Consider the following 22,675-nt stretch of genomic DNA (forward strand, 5'->3'; position numbering starts at 1 on the left):
TGTTTTTAATTCATTTCTATTTCAGTACTTTTTCCCAATATCTAAACATGGTCTCTCTTAAATGCCTTGAGGTATTTTCTCTTTCTCGAATACCATGTGCACGCATTGGGTAAGACATCATATCAAACATTTTATTGTGTTTAATAAGTTCGTTGGTCAATCTTTCAAAACTTTGATAATGCACATTATCATCACCAGTACCATGAATAATCATCAAGTCGCCTTGTAACTTTTTTGCATGTGTTATTGGGGATCCTTCTATATAATTCGCTTCATTATCTTCTAATAATCCCATATAGCGCTCCTGATAAATATTATCATAAAGCCTTTGATCTGCAACAAACGCTACAGCCAAGCCAGACTTGTATATTTCTGGGTATCTGAACAAACAATTCATGGTCATTTGTCCACCACCACTCCAACCCCAAATACCAACTTTGTCGGTATCTATAAAGTTGTATTTATTAAACAACACTTTTGCTGCTGCTGCTTGATCATGTGCTGCCAATATTCCTATTTGTCCATATATTGATTTTCTCCAATCTCTACCTCTTGGTGTACGTGTTCCTCTGTTATCTATACTAACAACCACATAACCTTCTTGTGCTAAATATTGATGCCATAGATCTCCTCCTTGCCAAGCATCTTGTACCGTTGACCCAGCAGGTTCTCCGTATAAATAAAATACAATTGGATATTTCTTTTCAGCATCAAAATTTGATGGTTTTATCATCCAAGCATCTAAAACAACATCGCCAATATCGAGTTTTAAAAACTCCTTTGGTGTCAAGCCTAAACCAGCAACTTTATCCGATAATGCCTTATTATCTTCCAACATTCTAATTGACTTGTGTTTTTGAAGATTGATTAAATCAATTTTACTCGGTGTTCTTGAGTTTTGATAGGTATGAATAGCATATTTAGCATCCGATGATATCTGATATGCATGTTGACCTGATTGATTTTCTGGACTCACTCTCTCAGGATCAGAACTGCCATCTATTTTACTTCTGTATAAATATCGCTGTGTGAAATTTTTAGGTGAAGCAATATAATACACATATCCACCTTTAGGATCGATGCAATTAATTTTTACTACGTCTATCTCTCCTTTTGTTATAGAACTAAATTCTTTACCATCGCGTGAAACCTTATACAAATGCAACCATCCGTCCTTCTCACTGGTCCAAGTAAAATATTGTTCATTCTCTAACCACATTATATTATCATGTATATTCAACCATGCATCATCTTTATCGGTAAAAATGTTCGTCAAACCCATAGTGCTGGTATTCCCCATCCAAACAGTATTTTGGTTTTGTCTTCTATTAAGTTGTTGAATCATAACTTCATTTGAATTTGGAATGAAGTCCATTCTTGCCAAATAATTGTTTCGAGGATCTCCGGGAACATCAAACCACTTCGTATCTCCACCACTCGCTTTTACAACACCAACCTTTACTAAGGAATTATCTGTACCTACTTTAGGATATGGCAGCGGAATTGGTTTGGAATAAAGAGAATCTACATTGTTAATTAAATAAAAGGTTCCTATTTCCTTTGTATCAGATTGCCAATAGGCAATTTTAGAACCATCAGGGCTCCATCTAAATCCGTCTCTACATGATAATTCTTCTTCATACACCCAGTCAAACGTTCCGTTAATTATATTTTCATCTCCATCAAATGTCAGTTGTGTAATTTCTCCTGACTCAATACTTTCAACATATATGTTGTTTTTAGACACATATCCAACACGTGTTGCATCAGGTGAGAATTTTGCGAACATCATTGTTGCACGCGCAACACTTTTTCCTAATTGTGTTAATTTACCAGATTCCATATCAAGCACCCAATAGTCACCACGTGTATGGTAACGCCAAACTTTACGAGTATTTGTAAAAATTAATAATTTAGAATTATCAATCGACCATTCGTAGTTCTTAATAATTAATGGACTAGTCTCTCCACTAGGAATCAAACTTTGAGCAGAAACAAGAATAGATCTATCACCTGATTTTGCCTCATAACGCACAATATCCACACCTCCAACTTCCTTATTCTTTTCAAGTGTTGAATACCCCTTGTTGTTTTTCATCCAACGCACGGGACCATATCCTTTTTGGCTATAGGTTCCATTTTTAAAAATGTCATCTAAATTCAGTTTTCCCTGTGACCATCCAGAAAAGGATACAAATAAAATCATGGAAATTAAAAATAGTGGACTCTCAAGAAGATTTCTATTGCTCATTATTAAGTTGATTTTTAGAATTGATTATTTTATACTTTCTAAACTCAATATTAGAAACGAAAGCATTCAATTTGGCAGAAAAGTTGTTGAATAAAGCTTGGTAAATTACTCTTCCACTTTGGTGCTTCTCAAAAATATAGAATAATGAAATGAAAACCTAAAAGGTTTGCTGACGGAAATTATCTAAATCATGTATTTTATTATCAATTTAATTATTCGGTTAACTTTCTTAGTTTTTATTCATTCCTTTGGCTGTCCTGTCCTCTAACTTGGGAGGAGGTGTTCCTTCAACTGGGTTGTCCGTAATTAGTTTTAAAACCTCTTCAACTACCTTCTCCATTTGTGGATCACGGCCTTTTAATAACATATTCGGGTCATCCCAAACTTTAAAATCAGGTTGTACACCTTCGCCTTCAGCAAACCAAGAGCCATTATTTAAATATAGTCTAGCACCTGGAACAGTAATACCGCCGCCATCTATTAAACTATGCCCTGTTGCAGGCCCAACAAGAATACCTAAGGTACGTTCTCCTACAATAGGTCCTCCGTTCATTTCTCTAAATGCCCAAGGCAGCGCATCTCCTCCAGATCCTGCCCAACCATTTATAAGCATCCCCATCGGTCCTGTATTTGTTTTTATAGGATGTGTTTGATGCGCTCCATGACGCCAGTATAAATTGTAAATTACAGGTCGCTTCAGCAATTCTAAAAAGCGGTCTGCCAACTGGCCTCCTCCGTTAAATCTCTCATCTATTACAAATCCTTCTTTATCCAATTGACCATAAAACATCTTAACCAGTTCTAACTGTCCCTGACCGCCAGTATTAGACATATAAACATATCCTAATTTACCATCAGACAATTTATCTATCATTTTTCTATTCTGCTCTAACCACTCATGATACCTCAAAGTGGCTTCTTGTCCACCACTTAAACATTTAACAACAATATCTTTAGCATCGGCTTCATCTCCTGTACTACTAATTGATAAGGTTACTGTTTTACCAGATAAGCCCTCGAATGCTGCATAAGGGTCTTTAGTAATGTCTAAATCAACTCCATTTACACTTAAAATATAATTCCCTGCAACTACTTTCATTCCCGGTCTATCGAACGGAGAGCGAACTTCGGTATCCCATAAAGCTGGTTTTACAATTCTCTTAATACCATATTTTCCATTTGACAATTCCCAGTCAATTCCTAAAAATCCACTATTAACACGCTGAACCTGTTCGTTATCTCCACCAAAAGTATAGGTATGGCCAGCACTTAGTTCTGCACTTAAATTTGATTGAAGGTTCGTTACATCCCAACGAGTTCTTGCGTCATTTATAAGAGAACCATATCTTATTTTTAACGCATCCCAATCCACTTGTTGCAAATTCTCATCATAAAAGAAATCACGATATCTTCGCCAAGTATCATTAAATATTTGATGCCATTCTTGTTTAGCGTTATAATTCATTTTAAGCCCATTAGTTGGAATTGGTTCTTTTATCTTTTGATCTGGCTCTGGCTTAATTACACCATATTTACCAGCACTTCTAACCAGTAACAACTTTCCATCGGCCGAAAGAGACATGGCTTGTACATTATCCAATATTTTCTTTTCTTCTCTTTCCTTAAGATCGTAATAACCTAACATAGGTTTGGCATTACTATCACCTGTGTTGGGAAATTTATAATAACCAATCTTTCCTTTAAACGCTAATACAGCACCATAGTTACCTGGTTTAACGGGTAATATCGCAATTCTACTTTCAATTTCTTCAAAGTCAATTTTTACTTCAATTTTTGATGCTTCTTTATCGCTTCCTTTTTCCTCTTCTTTCTTATCCGGTTTTATTTTAACCTCATCATTTTTTGCATGTAACGGATAAGCAACATCTTTTGTTAAACTTAGTGCTGCAATATTTGTATTGTTTGGATAAATCCAAGTACCGTCTCCCAAACCACTATAAGCAGCATTATAAGTTCTATCGGTTAAATAATATAAATATTTACCGTCCGTACTAAATACGGGATCGTAATCAGCATAATACCCACTAGTAACTTTATGAACTTTTTTATCGGTAAGACTATAGATAAATATGGCTTCATTAATATTTTTTATCGTTTTATTGTATGCAATCCATTTAGAATCTGGAGACCAACTTATGGTAAATCCAAAACGGCTACCATGCCCAACATTTAGATAAACATTGTCTATTTTCTCTAGAGTTTTTGAACCTACATCTAATATTTGAATATCGTTTTTTTCATCTATAAAACTAATTTTTTCATTATTCGGAGACCAATGCAATCTATATCCAAAACCAGATTCAATAGAGGTCATTTTAGACGAAACCCGACTCTTAACGTCATACATATGAATTTCATTTTCACCAGAAGAATCGCTCCAATAAGCAACTTTTTCTCCATTTGGCGACCAAGAAGGATTCCGGTCAAATGCCCCACTGGAATTCGTTAAATTAGCAATATATCCGTCTTTCACGGGCACATCAAACAACTCTCCTCTTGCTTCAAATACTATTCTTTTACCTCCAGGCGCAGCAGACATGTTTGAAATCTGTTTACTTACATCTTTTAAAACAGGTATTTCTTTAGATAAATCATTGGCTACGAAAACATTTATTTCTTTATACTTCTCTGAATTAACATCCAGTAAATACAACGTACCACCTGCTTCAAAAACTAAATTTTTCTTGCTGGCTGAAACATAAGTGATATCAAAATCTTTAAATGAAGTAATTGGCTTTATTGATTTATCGGATACATCATATGCCCATATATTTCTTCTCATCAAATCATCACGATCAGACAAAAAATAAATTTTATTTCCTACCCAATTAGGTTTTCCATCATTTGCTAAATTGTTTGTAATGTTTTCAGCAGAATCGTTTTCCAAATCATAAATAATAACGTCGGAAGTTAATCCTCCTCTATATCTTTTAAAGGGGTAATTCTCTGTAATCTTTGTAATGTATGCCAGTTGCTTTCCATCATCAGAATAACTCGCCAATTCGCCGTAAGGCACATTTAATCGCTGTGGCATGCCTCCCTCCTTCGAAATGGAATAAAATTGATTTACTCTTGGAGTACCTGCCTCTCTTCTAGAAGCAAATAATATTTGTTCTCCATTTGGATGCCAATCTACCATTCTATCCGGATGCGAACCATAGGTTAAACGCAATGGAACTCCTCCTTTACTAGGCATTACGTAAACATCTAAATTCCCATTATAACTTGCTGAAAATGCCAACTCTGAACCATCTGGAGAAAATTTTGGGAATGATTCTTCTCCCTGTGAATGTGTTAATTGAAGTGCCTGACCACCCTCAATAGGCATTATCCATATATCCCCTCCGTGAACAAATGCAATTTGTGAATCTGATACCGTTACATGGCGAACCAATTTCGCGTTTATTTGAGCTGTAGCAACTACAGTCAAAAAGAATAAGATTAGGGTACTAATTTTTTTCATAATTATTTATTTTAGAATTTAATTCAACATAACATCTCATAGTTGAGAATAATGAATATAATAATCAACGCATTATGCGCTATATAGGGGTAGATAAATGGAAATTCAATGATTAGAGAATTCCAGAAATAGTTGAAGTATTGAATGAAGATTACTGTAAAGTCTGGATTAGCAATTTTTCTACTTCGTTGTCAATCAAAAATATAAATTAAATAAGAATAAACCTAATCACAATATTCTTCTATATAATGGTATAAAATTATATAAGATGATTTTCTTGTAAAACATCTAATTTCTTACTAATTTGTAAACTGAAATTAAGTACAATCAGAAATCAAACTAGCGTATTATTCGGATAGGAATGAATACGTTTTTGAATACGAATTTGGGGTTTTGAAACGATTTAAGTAATTGATTATCAATTTATTATGAAATTTTTTGAAAATTCATAACCCGGAGGTCTGCAGTTCATTATCAGTCCGCAATTCTGATTCAAAACAATAAAGGTAATCGGTTCCAATTTAATCTGAAATCATTTATTACATTTAAATTTCGAAGTTTTATTCAAAACATTATCAAACCCTGTTTGACCTAAAGATCTCTCCGAATTAAATCTTTACAATTGAAAATCGCTTATTTTTTTATTTATTAATTGAAGATCTTCTAAGACAAACATTATTTGCTTTACATAATCATCAGTAGTCCTTTTAACACTTTTAGGATCGATAATATCAATATAACCCTTCCAAATTAGATCTCGTGTCCTTTCTGAACAAATGCAGTAAAGTGATGTTTCAGCATTATATACTTTATATAATTCATAATACTCCTTATTTTGATAAATGTGTTGACTTTCAAAGATATCATCCTTAAAACTGTTATTCATTTTCAGTTCATCATTAAACGATTTATAGTAGGCCTCCCTATCTTCGCTGCCAATAATTTTAGTAATCAAAACGGCGTCAAATCCTTGATTAAGTAATTTCTCTTCTATCTCCAAAAGATCACTTTCTGATTGTTCAGAAGTTGTAAAAGATTTCTTAAATAGATCAATACTCATTACAGCTTCGATATCTCGAGAATTATACTCCGAGACCAATCTCTTCTCAAATAACTTTCTTGCACTATTATTCGGAGTGATTCCTACAATTAATATTTTACTTGTTTCAAAAACTTCTATATCAGGATTCTTCCAATAATCCATTAATTGGGTAGAATTACAACTTGCCATAAGAATAACTATTGCTATTAAATAAAATGTTTTCATTTTTTTATAGGTTTTAAAACAGAACGTAAATTTGAACAATAATTGAATTTAACCTCTGTCAAATAAAATGATACTTAAGATATTAATTAAAGTCTTAATTCAATGATTCTAAGTCAACAAAATTTTTGTTTTTAGAATTTAATTCTTTGTTTTCTAAGATTGTTAATTTTAATATAGCACCGTTCTAAGTTATCGACATAATACCAATTAAATAATGACAAATGTCAGTTTTTAGATATTTATCTGTACAACTTCAAATAGTTTTGGCAAGTGAATATTCCATTGAAATTTTTGTTTCATAACCTTCATAAGTTCAAATGAAGCCTCTGGTTCACCATGCACTAAAAAAACCTTTTCTGGCGCATTAATAATTGAATTAGACCATTTCAATAGTTCATTCATATCCGCATGAGCGGATAAACTTTCCACATTCTTTACTGAAGCCAAGACTGGATAATATCTACCATATATTTTTAATTTATCAACACCTTCGAGAAGTTTTCTTCCTCTCGTTCCTTCGGCCTGGTAGCCAACTAATAAAACGGTGGTAGATGGTTTATTAAGTAAATACTGTAAATAAGTCAAAACCCTACCTCCAGTAATCATTCCACTCCCCGCTACAATAATTTTTGAAGCTGGATTGTCAACTACCTCCCAAGTTTCTTTATATGACTGAACAATATTTGAATGGTTCCTCATGGCATTGTATTCCGAACTAGTCAAGTTATGCCATTCAGGGAAATCTTTAAAAACCTCAAGAACATTATTACCCATGGGGCTATCAATATAGATTGGAATGTCAGGAATTTTATTTTCTTTAAACAATTTCCACAATAGGTATATTAGAGTTTGAAGTCGTTCTACAGCAAAACTTGGTATAATTAAATTCCCCTTTTTCATGAGTGTTTCTTCTATCAAATTCGATAGAACTGACTCAATATCCTCATGACTATGATTTTTATTTCCATAGGTGCTTTCTAAAAATAAATAGTCTGCCCATTTTGGTTTCTTAGGTGGAGACAATAAATAATCATGGCTGCGACCTAAATCTCCAGAAAAAACGAATCGTTTACCGTAAATATCTAATTCAATAAATGTAGATCCAAGGATGTGTCCATTGTATTTAAATCTACATGAGATATTATTGGATAACTCGACCCATACGCTTTCATTTATTACTTGAAAGTATTCAATTGTTTTTTTTACATCTTTGATTGTGTAAAATGGCAATGCCGGTTTATGTTTTGAATAATTTTCTTTATTCGCTTTGCTAGCCTCTTCTTCATGGATTTTTCCACTATCCATTAAAACAATTTCCGTGATAGCAAGTGTAGGTGCTGTTCCAATAATTACCCCCTTAAACCCTTGATATAGTAGTCTTGGTAAAAAACCTACATGATCCAAATGTCCATGTGTTAGCATAACAATATCAATAGCGGATACATCTATTGGTAGTTCAAGCCAATTGAGTTCGCGTAACTCTTTTGAACCTTGAAACATTCCGCAATCGATCAAAATATTTTTTTCTGGAGTATCGACTAAATATTTTGAGCCAGTAACTACCTCTGCAGCGCCTAAAAAATGAATATTTATCGTTTTTGTCATTCAATTTATTTAACACTTACATATTCTTTGAATCTCATTAAAAATTTTTTCTTTTCTAGCCTTTGAAATTCCGCATTTATCCAAATAAAAAGCATCATTAATTAAGTCTCTGCATAAAACAATATCTCTACTTAACAAGAATTCCTTCTCTTCTTCGGTTAACAATGTAGAAACCGTTATTGGGTATAATCCCAGTCTATTAATTCTATCTTTTAAAGAATCATTCTCTGGATAATCCCAACTTAATAAATACAATCCAACACAGTTTGCGTATTGAACAGCATCTTTTGTAAACCTGGTATTTGTTACCACCCAGCAGCTCTCTAAATCACCAATAACTTTTAAATATTTACCCCAATTTCGGACTATATCCTTATATCTCGAATTAATATACAAAGGAACTTTAACGTTGCATTTTAGTCCCTGTTCACTATGAAATTTACATTCAACAGTTGTAACTTTATTATTCTTTTTTGCAACAACATCTACTTCATGTGAAATACATTTTCCTTCAAAAATTTTTCCGACCTCTGTGGAGTAACCCGAATATTTTAAAATGGCACTTATAAACCGTTCAAAGGGAAAACCTGTTGGTCCCAACTCATAAATTGCTTTTTTCAACTTATATTTTGATGCTAAATGTCCTTTTTCTTTTTTTAGCAAACTAAAAGCCCTATTGTAAATTTCTTTGGTCGAAATTCCTTCATAAAGTTCATTCTTTACTTTGAGCAGAATTTGCTCAACTAAATTAGAATCTACACCAATTATCTTTAGAGATTTTTTTAACTTTTCTTCGGAAAACGGGTCTTTTAATCCAGATGATTTTATGATATCAATAGAATAATTTTTCATACTTAAAATTCACCGCTTTAACTATAAAATTTCCTAACCCATGCCTTTAACTGATTATCAGTCATACTATCAGTTGTGTAAACACCCTTTAGGATATTAAAACAACTTGGATAGTGCTTTTCTAATTCTTTATTGAATTTTTCTTTAACCTGAGCAGGACCAAATAGCACAATAGCATTAGAATCCTTTACATTCTCAATTATATTTTTAAAAAAAATATTTAATTGATGGGTCTCCCTTTGCATGTACTTACTATCTTGAACAACATCTTGTGGCCCACCCTTAAAACGAGTACCAGAACCTCCTTGAATATGAAAATGTTCTAGATTTGATGGAATTGAGAATATCTCCTCTTTACCCCCTTCTAAAAAAATAACTATGGCTTCGTTTTTATCTAACCAGATTCCTGTATTTTTCATAATAATTAAATTTAAAGTTTACATTAATAGATGAAATTTTAATTAGAAATTACTTCTTAAATTTACACATTAACAAATTTAAACTTCATGACAATTGTCATGTTATCAAATTATTAACTCCATTTTCCTGAAAAGAGCAACACAATTTAGAGAAGAAACTATTTTAAACCAGAGTCCGATAGTATATTCACAAATTTAATAACAAATTGATTCATTTATTTTAACGGTAACTTTTTAGCTGGTCTAAATTCAGTCAACCCTTCCTCTTTAATTGTTTTCTCTATCTCCTCAATGCTTGAAGGAACAAAAGAACTCAAATTTTCAACTCCCGTTTCAGTAACTACAGCAACGTCTTCAATTCGCACATACAAGCGCTCTTCTGGAATCCAAATCATTGGGTCTATTGTGAACACCATTCCTTTTTGTAAAGTTACTCCTCGCACTCTGCCAACATCATGCACGCCCATTCCTACCGGGTGTTGAAAATGACCTCTAAATTCAATTCCTTTTTCAACAGCCTTTAAATGGTTAGGGTTGGAAAACGTTTTTCCCTTTAAATATATTCTCATCTCATTTGCTGCTTTATCCAAAACCTCATTCGACGTTACACCCGGCTTAACGTATTTAAAAAGAGCATCTCTATAGGCGATAATGTAATCGTATAATTCAGTTTGCCATTTATTAAACTTGCCATTTACTGGCCAAATTCTAGTAACATCACTTGTATAATAATGATAATCTGGGGCATAATCCATCAACACCAATTCTCCATCTTTAAGTTTATCCGTTTTTCTAAAATAGTGTCCCATAAAGGCATTGGTTCCAGTTCCAATAATGGCCGGATATGCATCACCTTGTGCCCCGTGCATAAAAAACACATATTTCGCAGCAGCACCAAGCTCATACTCATAAACTCCAGCCTTTGTTGATTTCATCGCTTCAATAATAGACATCCCAGAAATATGTGTCGCTTTTCGAATTACTTCAATTTCAGCCTCTGATTTAATCAACCGCATCGCATCTAATTTTGGAGAAAGATCTTTTACAGTAAATTGCGGATAGCGTTCATTTATCAATTCTTTAAAGTGTGCTTCACGCGTTTTTTGACCGTCCCAAGGGTCGGAATGCGCTCTTGCTTGCCCATACAATAGTTCATCTCTACTATCATTACCTGTTTCTGCTGGAGCTAACGGAGTATATAATTTAGGAATATCATCTTTTATCAAACCAGTTCGCAACAATTCTGATGATAATTTTTCAATCGGCTTCACGTTATCTATACCTGTCAGTTCCTTTATCAAAGGGGCATCTTCAGCCGATAAAATCTTACCTTGTCCACCTTCTCTTCCTTCATCTCTATGAGGTAAATAAATGGTAGTAGTTTTAGTTTTACCATTTAGCAATAAATAAGCGTGTCCACTTTCCACACCACTTAAATAATAAAAAGTATTTGTTTGACGAAATGCTTCAAAACCGTCAACACTTCTTGCCCCTTGAATTAAAGCAATACCGTTTTTTCCAATATGATCAAAAATTTGAGTCCTTCTATTATTAAATTCTTCAATGGAAAAATCAGTTTGATAATAGTGTTTTTCTTGTGCATGACCGTTATAACTAAGAAGTATTGCCATACAGCAAAAAGTCATATTTAAAATTTTCATTTTATAATTGTTTGGTTATTATGTAAATATAATTCTTTCCTTTAAAAATCATTAAATAAAAAACTCCTTGATTTCTCAAGGAGTTTTTTAAACTTATATATTGTCTCTAATTAATCTAGTTTTGGCAAACTAAATGCATTTAAAATACTTTCTTCTTTCATCAAATCTTCAATTTCATCAGCATGTCTTGGTGCCATACCTGAAAAGTTAATTGGCCCATCTTTGGTTATTAAGATACAATCTTCAATTCTTACAGCTATACCCCACCACTTTGGATCACAGTCACTTCCTTCTGGAATATAAATTCCAGGTTCGACAGTTATAATCATATTCTCTTCTAAAGGGCCATATTTACTTAAATCATGTACATCTAACCCAATGTGATGAGAAGTTCCATGAGGAAAATACTTACGACCTTGTGATACAGAATCAATAATCCCTAACGCTAACAATCCTTCGTTGATAATTTTTCTACCCAATGCATCAATTTCACGAGTTGTTGCTCCAACTACAGTACCTTCAATTCCTGCTTCTTGTGCAGCGTACACCAAATCATAAATAGCACGTTGTTCTTTGTTAAACTTTCCGTTAGCGGGGATTGTACGTGTCACATCTGCTGTATAGCCATGGTATTCTGCACCTAAATCCATAAGAACTAAATCTTTACCTGCACTCATTTTTGTGTTTTCTACATAATGCAATACACAACCGTTATTCCCAACACCTACAATAGAAGGATATCCCTGAAACTCTGAGTTGTATTTTCTATAAACATATTCATGAATACCTTGAATTTCTCTTTCTGACAAACTTGAATTCATCGCTTTCATCACTTCCATTTGTCCAACTGCAGAAATTTCACAAGCTTTCTTTAATAATACCAATTCTTCTTCCGTCTTGATCTCTCTTAAACTAGCCATTAAAGTTCTTAATCCTCTTACATCAATATTTGTTTCAACTTCAACAATTTTCTCGTCAGCAGGTACTATTGCCGGAGTTGCTTGGTAAGAAGCCTTTGTTTTAAATTGTTCTATTAGACTATATAAATCAGCGTCATCTCTTTTGTTATCTCTCACATCGTTCTTAAAATCTGTAAACATCACCTTGTCAAAGGTTGAAAAATCCACTGGAATATCTTTAAAATCTTCACCATTATATGCATTGGCAAAGCCTAATTGGCTTCCAACTCCTTCTGTTCCTAATCGTATTCCTTCCCATTGTTCCGTTCTTGGATCTCTTTTTTGAACATATATCAATTCATTAAAGGTGCCGTCATCAGAAGTTTGTTCTTCAGAAAAAATCAATAAAACCGAATTTGCTTCTCTGTATCCTGTTAAATAATAAAAATTAGGATCTTGATGATAAACATGATCTACATCATTTGCTCTGTTTCTAATTGGATTTGCAAAAAATACTGCCACCGAATTCTCTGGCATAGATTTACGCAGTTGCTCTCGTCTATCTTTATGAAAGTCGGACTTTAAATAATCTGTTGGTAAATCTTTTTGTGAAAAACCTAAAAAAACGGTTAAACACAACATAGTGGTTAAGAAACTTTTGATGTTCATATTATGGTGTTTTAATATTTGAAGTCCCAAATATAGTAAAACCAAAATTGAAAAATTAAGCATTTTTAGGCTTTAATATATGCAATCATATTATTATAAGATAGCATTAGCATTGGATAAAAATTTATCAATTTCGTCTTATTAATAAGGGCATAAATTTCGTAAATTAGCGCAAAAATATTTTTTGATGAAAAATACTGCTTTAACTACATTACACGAATCTTTAGGGGCTAAAATTGTTCCTTTTGCGGGCTATAATATGCCTGTACAATACGAAGGTATAAACATAGAACACGAAACCGTGAGAAACGGGGTCGGCGTTTTTGATGTTTCACATATGGGTGAATTCTTAATTGAAGGTCCAAATGCCTTGGCATTAATTCAAAAAGTTACTTCTAATGATGCTTCTAAGTTGGCACTTGGAGATGCGCAATACTCTTGTTTCCCAAATGAAACTGGAGGTATCGTAGATGATTTAATTTGCTATAGAATAAAAGAAGAAACGTATTTGCTTGTTGTAAACGCATCTAACATAGAAAAAGATTGGAACTGGATTTCTAAATATAATGAAGACATTGGTGCAGAGATGAAAGATTTATCAGATGAATATTCATTGTTAGCCATTCAAGGTCCTAAGGCTATAGAAGCGATGCAATCGATTACTTCTGTAAATCTAAGTGAAATTCCATTTTACAAGTTCAAGATAGGTGATTTTGCAGGTTTAGAACATGTTATTATTTCTGCAACGGGCTATACTGGGTCTGGTGGATTCGAAATTTATTGTAAGAATGATCAGGTGCAACAAGTGTGGGATAAGGTATTTGAGGCAGGTGCAGATTTTGGCATCCAACCAATTGGTTTGGCCGCTAGAGATACTTTACGCCTAGAGATGGGTTATTGCTTATACGGAAATGACATCAACGACACTACTTCTCCAATTGAGGCTGGCTTGGGATGGATTACCAAATTCACCAAAGACTTTGTAAACTCAGAAGGCTTAAAAGCTCAAAAAGAAGCGGGCGTTACACGCAGATTAGTGGCATTTGAATTAGATGAACGTGGTATTCCACGTCAGGATTATGCTATTGTAGATGCCGAAGGAAATGAAATTGGCGTGGTAACTTCTGGTACTATGAGTCCTAGTCTAAAGAAAGGAATTGGACTTGGTTATGTAACAAAGGAACATTCAAAAAGAGATTCTAAAATTTATATTCAGGTTCGTAAAAAAGCGATTCCTGCTACTATAGTAAGACTTCCTTTTTACAAAGGATAATAACTTTATGCAAGAACCCATTGTTGTATCGGCAAAGATCAATGCTTCCAAACAAAAACTTTGGAATGCCATTACAAATGCCAATGAAATGCGACAATGGTTTTTTGCTTCTATAAACCATTTTGAACCAATTGTTGGTTTCCGAACAGAATTCGTTGTAAAAAATGAGGAGCGAAAGTTTACCCATGTTTGGACAATCGAAGAAGTAATTCCACTTCAAAAAATTAGATACAATTGGCATTACACCGAATATGAAGGTGATTCTGAAGTTTGTTTTGAGTTGCACCAATTAAACGATGTAACCAAACTTACTGTAACACATTCGACCATTAAACCCTTTACTGCTAATATCCCTGAGTTTAAAAGAGAAAGCGGTGTGCAGGGCTGGAATTACTTGATCAAAGAAAGTTTGAAGAACTACCTTCAAAAAACAAATCCCTAATTATTTTAACAATGCTAGCATCCATCTACAGAAAAGGACTATTAATTGTATTTTTAATTGTTTCGATGGCAGTTTACACTCAAGACTCTAAGGATTTTGAGTTAACCTTAAAATCATCAAACAAGGACTTGGAAGTTGTCTTTAATTGGGCAAAAGAGAAAGCTGCCTTTTATGTTCAAACCGGAAAAACAGGACCAATTGAAGTTTGGGAAAATGGTGAAGCCACAGATACCGTTGCTTACATCCCTAGTTATTGGGCAGGTTACCCTGGCAGAACGGCCTATTACTCTCGAGATTTTTGTCATCAAATTGAAGGGGCCTATTTTTTAGGATTGCACGATGAAAATTTTTCTATGCTAAAAACTTTTGCTGCTTCTGCTAATGCAAAACAGAAATGGTTTCCTGCATGGGCTTTAAACTTTGATGGCTCTATTTACAAATTGGATTTTAAAACTGTTGACAATTTTGTGAGGGAGGTTCCTGCCACATTTGAACTGGTAGAAAAAGCATACCAACTTTATTTATGGACACGAGATACGCGTTACTTAAATGACCCTATACTTTGGAATTATTACACCAAATCGGTCACAGATTTTATTACAATACACGATAAAAAATTACCTAACGGTGTAGCAGAAGGAACTGGAAAAGGAATATTTGCAGGCGCTGCATCTTTTAATGAACAACGAGATTTACCTTTGATAGAAGCCGGAGATGCCATTGCCAGTCAATACCAAGCATTTGTAGCTTATGCAGAAATGGCAAAATTAAGGGGCGAATTACAACTTTATCAAGAATTCATAAAAAAAGCGGAAGAACTGAAATTCTATTTCAATACAGATTGGGGTGTTAAAAACAGCAAATCTTACAATCGTGGGTATTTGGTCGATGGTACAAACGCAGATGGTTGGGGAAAAGAGAATTCTTGGTTTATGCCTATGAAGGAAATAACAGATGCCAATTCTCCGAGAACCAAGGAATACCTTGCTTATATTAATGAGCGGTTGGAGAGTAAAGATGATATTCCCGAAAACATTGAAGCACTAAGTTACATCCCTGAGCTCTATTTTAAGCACCATCAAAACGAATTGGGTTATAAATGGATGCTGCATATTATGAATAATTTAAAGCAAGAGCATACCTATCAAAAAGCAACTGGAAGAAATGGTGACTATCCAGAAGTTTCTTATGTACTTATAAGAAATTTGATTGTTGATATGCTTGGTATTACGCCACTACCACAACAAAACACAATTACTACCCTTTCTCACTTACCAAAATCAGTAAACAATTTAGGTGTTTCTAACTTAAGCCTAGGGAATTCTGTAGTTAATATTTCGCATATTGGACAAAAAAAATCGACTATTAAACATTTAAGTGGATTAAACCCTTTAACTTGTGAAGTACAATTTTATGGCAATCATAAAGTTTTAATGGTGAACGACAAGACCGTAAATACCAAACAACGGGTGCATAATGGTAAAGCATTATCTTTAGTAGAAATAACCCTTAAACCATCAGAAACAGTTATTGTTTCTGTTCCAACAAAATGATACAACCTAACATTATTGAACTGCAGCCAAAACGGATGCTTGGTAAATCGGTTCGGATGACACTGGCAGAAAACAAAACCTACGAATTATGGCGCAGTTTTCAAATGCAACGTAGTATTATTGAAAATGCTGTTGGCAATGATTTGTATTCATTACAACTTTATGACCAATTGCTAGATCCACAATCTTTTTTACCTACTACGCCTTTTACAAAATGGGCGCTAACAGAAGTTACAAACCAAGATAACATTCCTAAAGGATACAAACCGTTTGTACTTAGTGGTGGCCTGTATGCTGTTTTTGATTTAATCGGATCTATCCCTGAGTTTATAGCTTTGAACAATTATATTTTTGCAGAATGGCTACCAAATTCAAACTATCAATTAGATCATAGAGCACATTTTGAATTGTTGGGTCAAAACTACAAACCTAATGACCCTGCTTCTGAAGAACAGGTTTGGATACCTATTAAAGCAAAATAAGTTTGAAAATGCTTAAAAAAATATTTTTAATTGGGCTTTTAGGCATTCTGATTTCGTGTAAACGAGACACAAAAGTTAAAGCCGAAACTAAAACGACAACTCAAACGGTTAAAACAGAAAACTACACCCTTCAAAAAATTGAAGAAAACTCAAAAGGATTACTAATTCTTTTTGGAGGTTTTGGCGAAAACCCGGAAGCTATCGAGCGCGAATTTAACATTCTGAAAATTGCACAAAAGAACAAGATTAGTGTGCTACTTATGAACTACAGCCAAAAGTTATGGCTAGAGACAACAGACAAAACCTATTTAGCACAAATGCTACAAGGCACCATAAAACAACATAATTTAAATAAGGAAAACCTGTACGTAGGTGGTTTTTCTAGTGGTGGTTTGGTTAGTGTTCTGTTGAGTGATTATATTGTTTCGATGAAACAATATCACATAGACCCAAAAGGAGTTTTTCTAGTGGACTCCCCCATTGATTTGTTAGAACTATATAGAACCTCAGAAAAAAATATAGCAAATAATTTCTCTGATGTTTCCGTACAAGAAAGCAACTGGATTATAAACACCTTAAGTGCTAAAATGGGTGAACCAAAAAACGGAATTGCTCCTTATGAAAACTATGCCGTTTACACCCATGAAACCAACAACACTAAAAACCTTAGCCATTTAAAAAACACCAAAATTAGACTGTATACAGAACCCGATTTTAAATGGTGGAAAGAACAGCGCATGGCCGAACCAGAGCAAACCAATGCCTTTTACATAAAAGCACTAGCAAAAAGTTTACAGCAAAAAGGCTTTAAAGATGTGAATTATATTGCAACTAAAAACAAAGGTTACCGAGCAAATGGCCACCGACACCCACATAGTTGGTCTATTATAGAAAAAGAAGAATTGATAAACTGGATGTTGCAAGATTAGAATTATGCCAATACTATATGTATTTGCCACAAAGAACCATAAAAGTAACATTTTTTTGTTGACAAGTAACTGATACAAAACTTATTATATCCTTATTATGTTATTAAATTCGTCTTATAGTACAGAAAATTAATTATCAAAAAAAGCACAATCTAAAATCTATGAAAAATACGTTCCTAACAATTGTACTTGTAGTTTTTTCTGCAATTAATACTTACGCACAATTTAAATTTGACAACATTGCATTACACCATTTGAATATAATTGATGTAAACACCAAACAAATAATAAAGAATCAAACAATTGTAATACACTACAATAAGATAGCTGCTATTTTACCAACTAAGAATTACATAGAAAATGATAGCACCCATTCTATTATTTTAAAAGATAAATATGTATTACCCGGTCTAATAGATGCCCATGTGCATTTTGCTACAAACCCAACCGTAGAAAGAAGAGATAATGCAGAACAAGTACTTAAAGAAATGCTTTTAACAGGAATCACTTCTGTAAGAGATATGGCTGGTGACACCAGAGCATTATCCAGCCTAGCAAGGAATACACTTGTGGGAGATATTGATGGTCCTAATATTTACTACTCTTCTTTAATGGCTGGTCCAGAATTCTTTTCAGATCTTAGAACTATTGCTACTGCACAAGGTGGTATTAGTGGAAAAATGCCCTATATGAAATCCATTGATAATTCATCAAATTTAACATTAGACGTTGCACAAGCAAAAGGAACGGGAGCAGCAGGAATAAAACTATATGCCAATTTATCAAAGCAAGAGATTAAAAAAATTGTAAAAGAAGCCAAAAAGCAAAAAATGAATGTTTGGGCGCATGCTGCCTTAAGCCCTACCAAACCCTCAGAAATTATTTCTTCAGGAGTTATTTCTATATCTCATGTAGATATGTTGTTATACGAATACTTTGAATCTAGAAAGGAATTAATAGCCAAATGGGAAATTCCTGAAAACGAAACAAGAAATACGCAATATTGGGATAACGAATTTGAACAATTAGAATTTTCTGAACTGTATAAACTTATGATTGTAAACAACGTTGTGTTAGATGCAACAATGACTGTTTATGAAAACTACAAAGATAGTCCTAGATTAACTTGGAGATATGAATTAGCAAAACGAATTATAAATCAAGCTTATAATAATGGAGTATTAATAGCAGCAGGAAGCGATTCTGACCAAAAAACGTTTGTACAACACGAAATGAAATTATTAGTGAATAAATGCGAATTCAAACCAATTGATGCCATCATCTCTGCAACAAAACATTCTGCAATGGCTACTGGTATTTTAGAATCAGAAGGTAGTATCGAAACAGGTAAAAATGCTAATTTACTTTTATTGCATTCAAACCCAATAGAAAACATAGAAAGTATTGAATCTGTGTTTATGGTTGTTAAAAAAGGTAAACTTTACAATCCGTATTAAACCGAAATAACTTTCTCAACCCTGTTAATAAGTATACTGCCATGTTTTCAATAAAGCTCTGAAAACATTGTAAATTTGGTATGCTTGTTATAAAAATGGTAAGCATATAAGATAAATAAACACACAGGTGTGTTTATTTATACGTTAGCAGTTATACGAGAAAAAATGAAACGATTAACAAAATTCATAGAAAAGAATATTTCAGGAAAAAAGGTTTTAGGACTTTTTATCGTGACCAATCTTGTTTACACCTTTATGCTGACTGTTACAATTCCAAAAACAATGGCATTCTCTAACGAAATGAAATTATTGGATATGATGCCCACAGGATATGATTTGAATTATGTAAGTGAATTATTCACTTCTCTTGGAGAAAATGGACGTTTGACATATCTGACCAACCAAATACCTGTGGATATGATTTACCCACTACTATTCGGACTTTCTTACTGTTTGCTTTTGGGATATTTCTTAAAAAAATTGAACAAATTATATTCCCCATATATTTATCTCTGTATAATACCGGTAATAGCCGGAATTGCAGATTATTTGGAAAATATCGGAATTATCACATTGCTTAAAAACTATCCAGAATTGAAAGAAACGGTAGTTTATTCAACTAATTTATTTTCAGTTATAAAAAGCATTTCAACAAGTATATTTTTTATTGCATTAATAATAATCTTATTAACACTTGGAATTAAAGTATTAAACAGAAAAAGAAGTGCTAACAACGTTTAAAAACAAATGCTTGTATTAGCATATTTATGAAAGTCCTCACGGGCTTTCCAACTGTGATTTATTTGTTAACCTTAGTAATTAAAACACGTCACTAATCTTATACAATCAGGTCAACAATGTAGAACGAGCTTAAGTAAAATGAACAAATTAATAACAAATAGAAATCTGAGCATTGTTATTTTTGTAATTGTATCTTATTTTATGCTGATTTGGTTGATTGATTTTTACAAAATAAACTTTGTCATCATTGGAGTTTTAAGAGAACTCTTAACAATACCCTTTCTAATTGCACAAATTGTTTTTTTAATCATCGGAATAAAATATTCAATAAAAAATCATAGAAGTTTTTTATTAGTAATTAGTATTTTATCATTAACTCTTTGTACAATTATTACGATCGGAAGTTTCTTTTAAAAACGGATTTAAGCATGTTCATGAAAAGTTAAATTATATATTGGAGAATAACAATTTACTGGACATTACGCGCACTATTTACAAACATATAGCACTACTTAGAAACCAATCACAAAAATGAGCAATTCTATATTTAGAAAAGATGGTACTGCACAAGGCGTTGCAAAACAGCGATTGATTGAATCACTTGCCAAGCCGGGAAAACGTGTAATCTATGATCCTTATGCCCATAAATTTGTACTTGGCGAAAGTATCATTAAACTCATGGGGTATAAATTAAGTGTTTGGCTGACTCAAAAAATGGCACCTGGTTTTCATGAACATCTCATTTCGAGAACACGATTTATAGATGATCTCATTGAAAAAAATGCTGTCGACCAAATAGAACAATATGTAATTCTAGGTGCAGGTTACGACTCAAGAGCACATCGGCTTAATTTACCATCTGATTTAAAAATATTCGAAGTGGATCAGCCTGAAGTTCAAGAAAGGAAACGCTCTAAACTTTTGAATGACGTGCCTAATTTAGAAAACGTGACGTATGTGAGTATAGATTTTAATCACCAATCAATCAAAGAACAACTTTTAAATGCTGGGTTTGATCAAAATAAACCAACTGTGTTTACACTTGAAGGCGTTTCTCAATATATTCCTAAAGAAGCCGTTGATTCTACTTTAAAAGAACTGGCTGAATTAACTCAAAATACGAGTGCAATCTTTTTTATGTCTTACGTAAATAAACTCTTTAATGAAGATCCTAAGGCTTGTTTTGGCCAAGGATACGCAAAGGCTGAGAAAAAAGCAGCATTGATACAGAAATTAGCGACCAAATCTGGTGAACCATGGATTTCATTGTATTCGGCTGAAGAAATTGAAGAACTACTCTCTCAGTATGGATTTACGCTAACAGAAAATAAAACCTTAGCAGATTTAAATGCTAAGTATTTCACGCCAATTGGTAGAACCATTCCAGAAAATCATATTTTCAAACTTGAACATTTTGTAGTGGCCAAACGTAATAATTCATAGCCAAAAAAATGTTATAACTGAAAAGTAAAATTCCTTATTACGCTTCAACATTAATTTAACATCTATTCATATTCTTTTTCATAACTTCGGTTCATCTAACTTTTTAAAAACCAAACACTATGAAAAATGAATTAGACCGAAGAGACTTCTTAAAGAAATCATCTTTGCTAACTTTGGGTGCCGGTACCTTATTTACAGGTTCACAAATGATGGCGGCTAGCCCATTTACCAATCCAGATGAAATTAACATTGTAGGACCCAAGGATGGCTTTACACCACAAATTGGAACGTTGGTTTCTATGCTGAATTGGATGCGTATGGTCATGTTGAATCCGGTTAAAAATATGAGTACAAAAGACCTTGATTACCTTGTTGATGACAAAGCAAACTCGGTGGGTGCTATGCTCTATCATTTAGCAGCCACAGAACGTTTTTATCAAATACATACGTTTGAAGGAAAAAAATGGGGTGATTGGCCGGCTAAAGATGATAAGGAATTTAGTACGGCAATGGGATTGGGAGATAAGGCCCGTGCTAAGATTAAAGGAAACTCCTACGAATTTTACTTAGAGAAACTTACCAAAGTTAGAGAACATACCTTAAAAGAATTGGCAAAACGGGATGATGACTGGCTTTTGACTGTAGATAAAAGTTGGCCTTGGGGCCCTACAAATAACTATTGTAAATGGTTTCATGTTTGCGAACACGAATCAAACCATAACGGTCAATTTAAATTTATAAAAAGTAGATTACCTGCTTAAACTATTCGCATATTGGAAAATTTAATCTCCTTAAAAATCCCTTCTGGATGGGCTATAACCTACAACCAGTTTGTAGATGAACCTGCCGAAATTAATGAAAATGGAAGCATCGAAAATTGGGACGCTTATAAAGAAAGTCTATTGCAAATACAGCGATTAGATCTAAAAGGTGGTGCGCATTATATACCAGAGACCACTTTACTTATTGATTTGGGTTGGACGCCAGAAGCAACTGCTTCTGGTGCTTTTAAATTAGCACTCGTTATTAAGAACCCAAATTATGATATTGATTGGGAACCAATTAGTGAATTTAATTCGCAAGATCGGTATGAGATTCAGGCTAAAATTGAGGAATGGTTGTATAAACTTTCGGTTCGTTATTCTAGAGATATGACCCCAAAGATGGTCGCTAAAATGTTGACCTTCGAGATTTAATTCCTACATTTAGTTTTTATCTAGCGGCTAAAGTTTCTATAAGTTGACCATT

At 33.4% G+C, this 22,675-nt stretch carries 18 protein-coding genes; 10 read left to right on the top strand and 8 right to left on the bottom strand.

The features are described 5' to 3' along the window. Window positions 1-16 precede the first annotated feature (16 nt). From RM519_RS02595 to RM519_RS02630, 8 genes are all read right to left on the bottom strand, one after another. A complete protein-coding gene (locus RM519_RS02595) occupies window positions 17-2,251 on the bottom strand; it encodes a S9 family peptidase (RefSeq protein WP_311591955.1) in 2,235 nt (744 codons plus the stop codon). Window positions 2,252-2,480: 229 nt separating this feature from the next. Next, window positions 2,481-5,735 (bottom strand): S41 family peptidase, encoded by a 3,255-nt coding sequence (locus RM519_RS02600; protein ID WP_311591956.1) that lies wholly within the window; start codon window positions 5,733-5,735, stop codon window positions 2,481-2,483. Window positions 5,736-6,351: 616 nt separating this feature from the next. Beyond that, the gene (locus RM519_RS02605) at window positions 6,352-7,002 is read right to left on the bottom strand and encodes a hypothetical protein (RefSeq protein WP_311591957.1); all 651 of its coding nucleotides are present in this window, start codon (window positions 7,000-7,002) and stop codon (window positions 6,352-6,354) included. 231 nt (window positions 7,003-7,233) lie between these two features. Further along, on the bottom strand, window positions 7,234-8,607 hold the full coding sequence (locus RM519_RS02610; RefSeq protein ID WP_311591959.1) for an MBL fold metallo-hydrolase RNA specificity domain-containing protein: 1,374 nt from the start codon (window positions 8,605-8,607) through the stop codon (window positions 7,234-7,236). Window positions 8,608-8,616: 9 nt separating this feature from the next. Next, complete coding sequence (locus RM519_RS02615) at window positions 8,617-9,459, bottom strand: ATP cone domain-containing protein (RefSeq protein WP_311591961.1); 843 nt, start codon at window positions 9,457-9,459, stop codon at window positions 8,617-8,619. 17 nt (window positions 9,460-9,476) lie between these two features. Continuing rightward, complete coding sequence (locus RM519_RS02620) at window positions 9,477-9,878, bottom strand: hypothetical protein (protein ID WP_311591962.1); 402 nt, start codon at window positions 9,876-9,878, stop codon at window positions 9,477-9,479. 215 nt (window positions 9,879-10,093) lie between these two features. Continuing rightward, window positions 10,094-11,539, bottom strand: a complete 1,446-nt coding sequence (locus RM519_RS02625) for a Xaa-Pro peptidase family protein (protein WP_311591964.1) — start codon at window positions 11,537-11,539, stop codon at window positions 10,094-10,096. A gap of 110 nt (window positions 11,540-11,649) precedes the next feature. Beyond that, window positions 11,650-13,107, bottom strand: coding sequence for an aminopeptidase P family protein (locus RM519_RS02630; RefSeq protein WP_311591965.1), 1,458 nt, complete (start codon window positions 13,105-13,107; stop codon window positions 11,650-11,652). A gap of 187 nt (window positions 13,108-13,294) precedes the next feature. On the opposite strand from RM519_RS02630, the gene gcvT reads away from it, so the two are divergent. From gcvT to RM519_RS02680, 10 genes are all read left to right on the top strand, one after another. Next, window positions 13,295-14,380 carry a glycine cleavage system aminomethyltransferase GcvT gene (gene gcvT, locus RM519_RS02635; protein WP_311591966.1) on the top strand — a complete coding sequence of 362 codons (1,086 nt, stop codon included), beginning with the start codon at window positions 13,295-13,297 and terminating at the stop codon, window positions 14,378-14,380. A 7-nt stretch (window positions 14,381-14,387) separates the two neighbouring features. After that, entirely contained in the window at window positions 14,388-14,822 is a 435-nt protein-coding gene (locus RM519_RS02640) for an SRPBCC family protein (RefSeq protein WP_311591967.1), read from the top strand. A gap of 11 nt (window positions 14,823-14,833) precedes the next feature. Beyond that, complete coding sequence (locus RM519_RS02645; protein ID WP_311591968.1) at window positions 14,834-16,375, top strand: hypothetical protein; 1,542 nt, start codon at window positions 14,834-14,836, stop codon at window positions 16,373-16,375. Beyond that, entirely contained in the window at window positions 16,372-16,857 is a 486-nt protein-coding gene (locus RM519_RS02650; RefSeq protein WP_311591969.1) for a GyrI-like domain-containing protein, read from the top strand. Before RM519_RS02645 ends, RM519_RS02650 begins: the two co-directional genes overlap by 4 nt. A gap of 8 nt (window positions 16,858-16,865) precedes the next feature. Next, window positions 16,866-17,786: an alpha/beta hydrolase family protein gene (locus RM519_RS02655; RefSeq protein WP_311591971.1), complete on the top strand. Its 921-nt coding sequence runs from the start codon at window positions 16,866-16,868 to the stop codon at window positions 17,784-17,786. A gap of 161 nt (window positions 17,787-17,947) precedes the next feature. Further along, on the top strand, window positions 17,948-19,243 hold the full coding sequence (locus RM519_RS02660) for an amidohydrolase family protein (protein ID WP_311591972.1): 1,296 nt from the start codon (window positions 17,948-17,950) through the stop codon (window positions 19,241-19,243). Window positions 19,244-19,408: 165 nt separating this feature from the next. Beyond that, entirely contained in the window at window positions 19,409-19,984 is a 576-nt protein-coding gene (locus RM519_RS02665; RefSeq protein ID WP_311591973.1) for a hypothetical protein, read from the top strand. A 531-nt stretch (window positions 19,985-20,515) separates the two neighbouring features. Beyond that, window positions 20,516-21,427, top strand: a complete 912-nt coding sequence (locus RM519_RS02670) for a class I SAM-dependent methyltransferase (protein WP_311591974.1) — start codon at window positions 20,516-20,518, stop codon at window positions 21,425-21,427. A 119-nt stretch (window positions 21,428-21,546) separates the two neighbouring features. Further along, complete coding sequence (locus RM519_RS02675) at window positions 21,547-22,188, top strand: DinB family protein (protein ID WP_311591975.1); 642 nt, start codon at window positions 21,547-21,549, stop codon at window positions 22,186-22,188. Window positions 22,189-22,200: 12 nt separating this feature from the next. Continuing rightward, window positions 22,201-22,623 carry a hypothetical protein gene (locus RM519_RS02680; protein WP_311591976.1) on the top strand — a complete coding sequence of 141 codons (423 nt, stop codon included), beginning with the start codon at window positions 22,201-22,203 and terminating at the stop codon, window positions 22,621-22,623. The last annotated feature ends 52 nt before the right edge of the window (window positions 22,624-22,675 follow it).

Source organism: Urechidicola vernalis, assembly GCF_031846385.1.
Classification (GTDB): Bacteria; Bacteroidota; Bacteroidia; order Flavobacteriales; family Flavobacteriaceae; genus Urechidicola; species Urechidicola vernalis.

What these genes read in the sequence shown, in the direction of transcription:
- RM519_RS02595 (WP_311591955.1), bottom strand. Translation starts at nt 2,251, where the DNA reads ATGAGCAATAGAAATCTTCTTGAGAGTCCACTATTTTTAATTTCCATG.
- RM519_RS02600 (WP_311591956.1), bottom strand. Translation starts at nt 5,735, where the DNA reads ATGAAAAAAATTAGTACCCTAATCTTATTCTTTTTGACTGTAGTTGCT.
- RM519_RS02605 (WP_311591957.1), bottom strand. Translation starts at nt 7,002, where the DNA reads ATGAAAACATTTTATTTAATAGCAATAGTTATTCTTATGGCAAGTTGT.
- RM519_RS02610 (WP_311591959.1), bottom strand. Translation starts at nt 8,607, where the DNA reads ATGACAAAAACGATAAATATTCATTTTTTAGGCGCTGCAGAGGTAGTT.
- RM519_RS02615 (WP_311591961.1), bottom strand. Translation starts at nt 9,459, where the DNA reads ATGAAAAATTATTCTATTGATATCATAAAATCATCTGGATTAAAAGAC.
- RM519_RS02620 (WP_311591962.1), bottom strand. Translation starts at nt 9,878, where the DNA reads ATGAAAAATACAGGAATCTGGTTAGATAAAAACGAAGCCATAGTTATT.
- RM519_RS02625 (WP_311591964.1), bottom strand. Translation starts at nt 11,539, where the DNA reads ATGAAAATTTTAAATATGACTTTTTGCTGTATGGCAATACTTCTTAGT.
- RM519_RS02630 (WP_311591965.1), bottom strand. Translation starts at nt 13,107, where the DNA reads ATGAACATCAAAAGTTTCTTAACCACTATGTTGTGTTTAACCGTTTTT.
- gcvT (WP_311591966.1), top strand. Translation starts at nt 13,295, where the DNA reads ATGAAAAATACTGCTTTAACTACATTACACGAATCTTTAGGGGCTAAA.
- RM519_RS02640 (WP_311591967.1), top strand. Translation starts at nt 14,388, where the DNA reads ATGCAAGAACCCATTGTTGTATCGGCAAAGATCAATGCTTCCAAACAA.
- RM519_RS02645 (WP_311591968.1), top strand. Translation starts at nt 14,834, where the DNA reads ATGCTAGCATCCATCTACAGAAAAGGACTATTAATTGTATTTTTAATT.
- RM519_RS02650 (WP_311591969.1), top strand. Translation starts at nt 16,372, where the DNA reads ATGATACAACCTAACATTATTGAACTGCAGCCAAAACGGATGCTTGGT.
- RM519_RS02655 (WP_311591971.1), top strand. Translation starts at nt 16,866, where the DNA reads ATGCTTAAAAAAATATTTTTAATTGGGCTTTTAGGCATTCTGATTTCG.
- RM519_RS02660 (WP_311591972.1), top strand. Translation starts at nt 17,948, where the DNA reads ATGAAAAATACGTTCCTAACAATTGTACTTGTAGTTTTTTCTGCAATT.
- RM519_RS02665 (WP_311591973.1), top strand. Translation starts at nt 19,409, where the DNA reads ATGAAACGATTAACAAAATTCATAGAAAAGAATATTTCAGGAAAAAAG.
- RM519_RS02670 (WP_311591974.1), top strand. Translation starts at nt 20,516, where the DNA reads ATGAGCAATTCTATATTTAGAAAAGATGGTACTGCACAAGGCGTTGCA.
- RM519_RS02675 (WP_311591975.1), top strand. Translation starts at nt 21,547, where the DNA reads ATGAAAAATGAATTAGACCGAAGAGACTTCTTAAAGAAATCATCTTTG.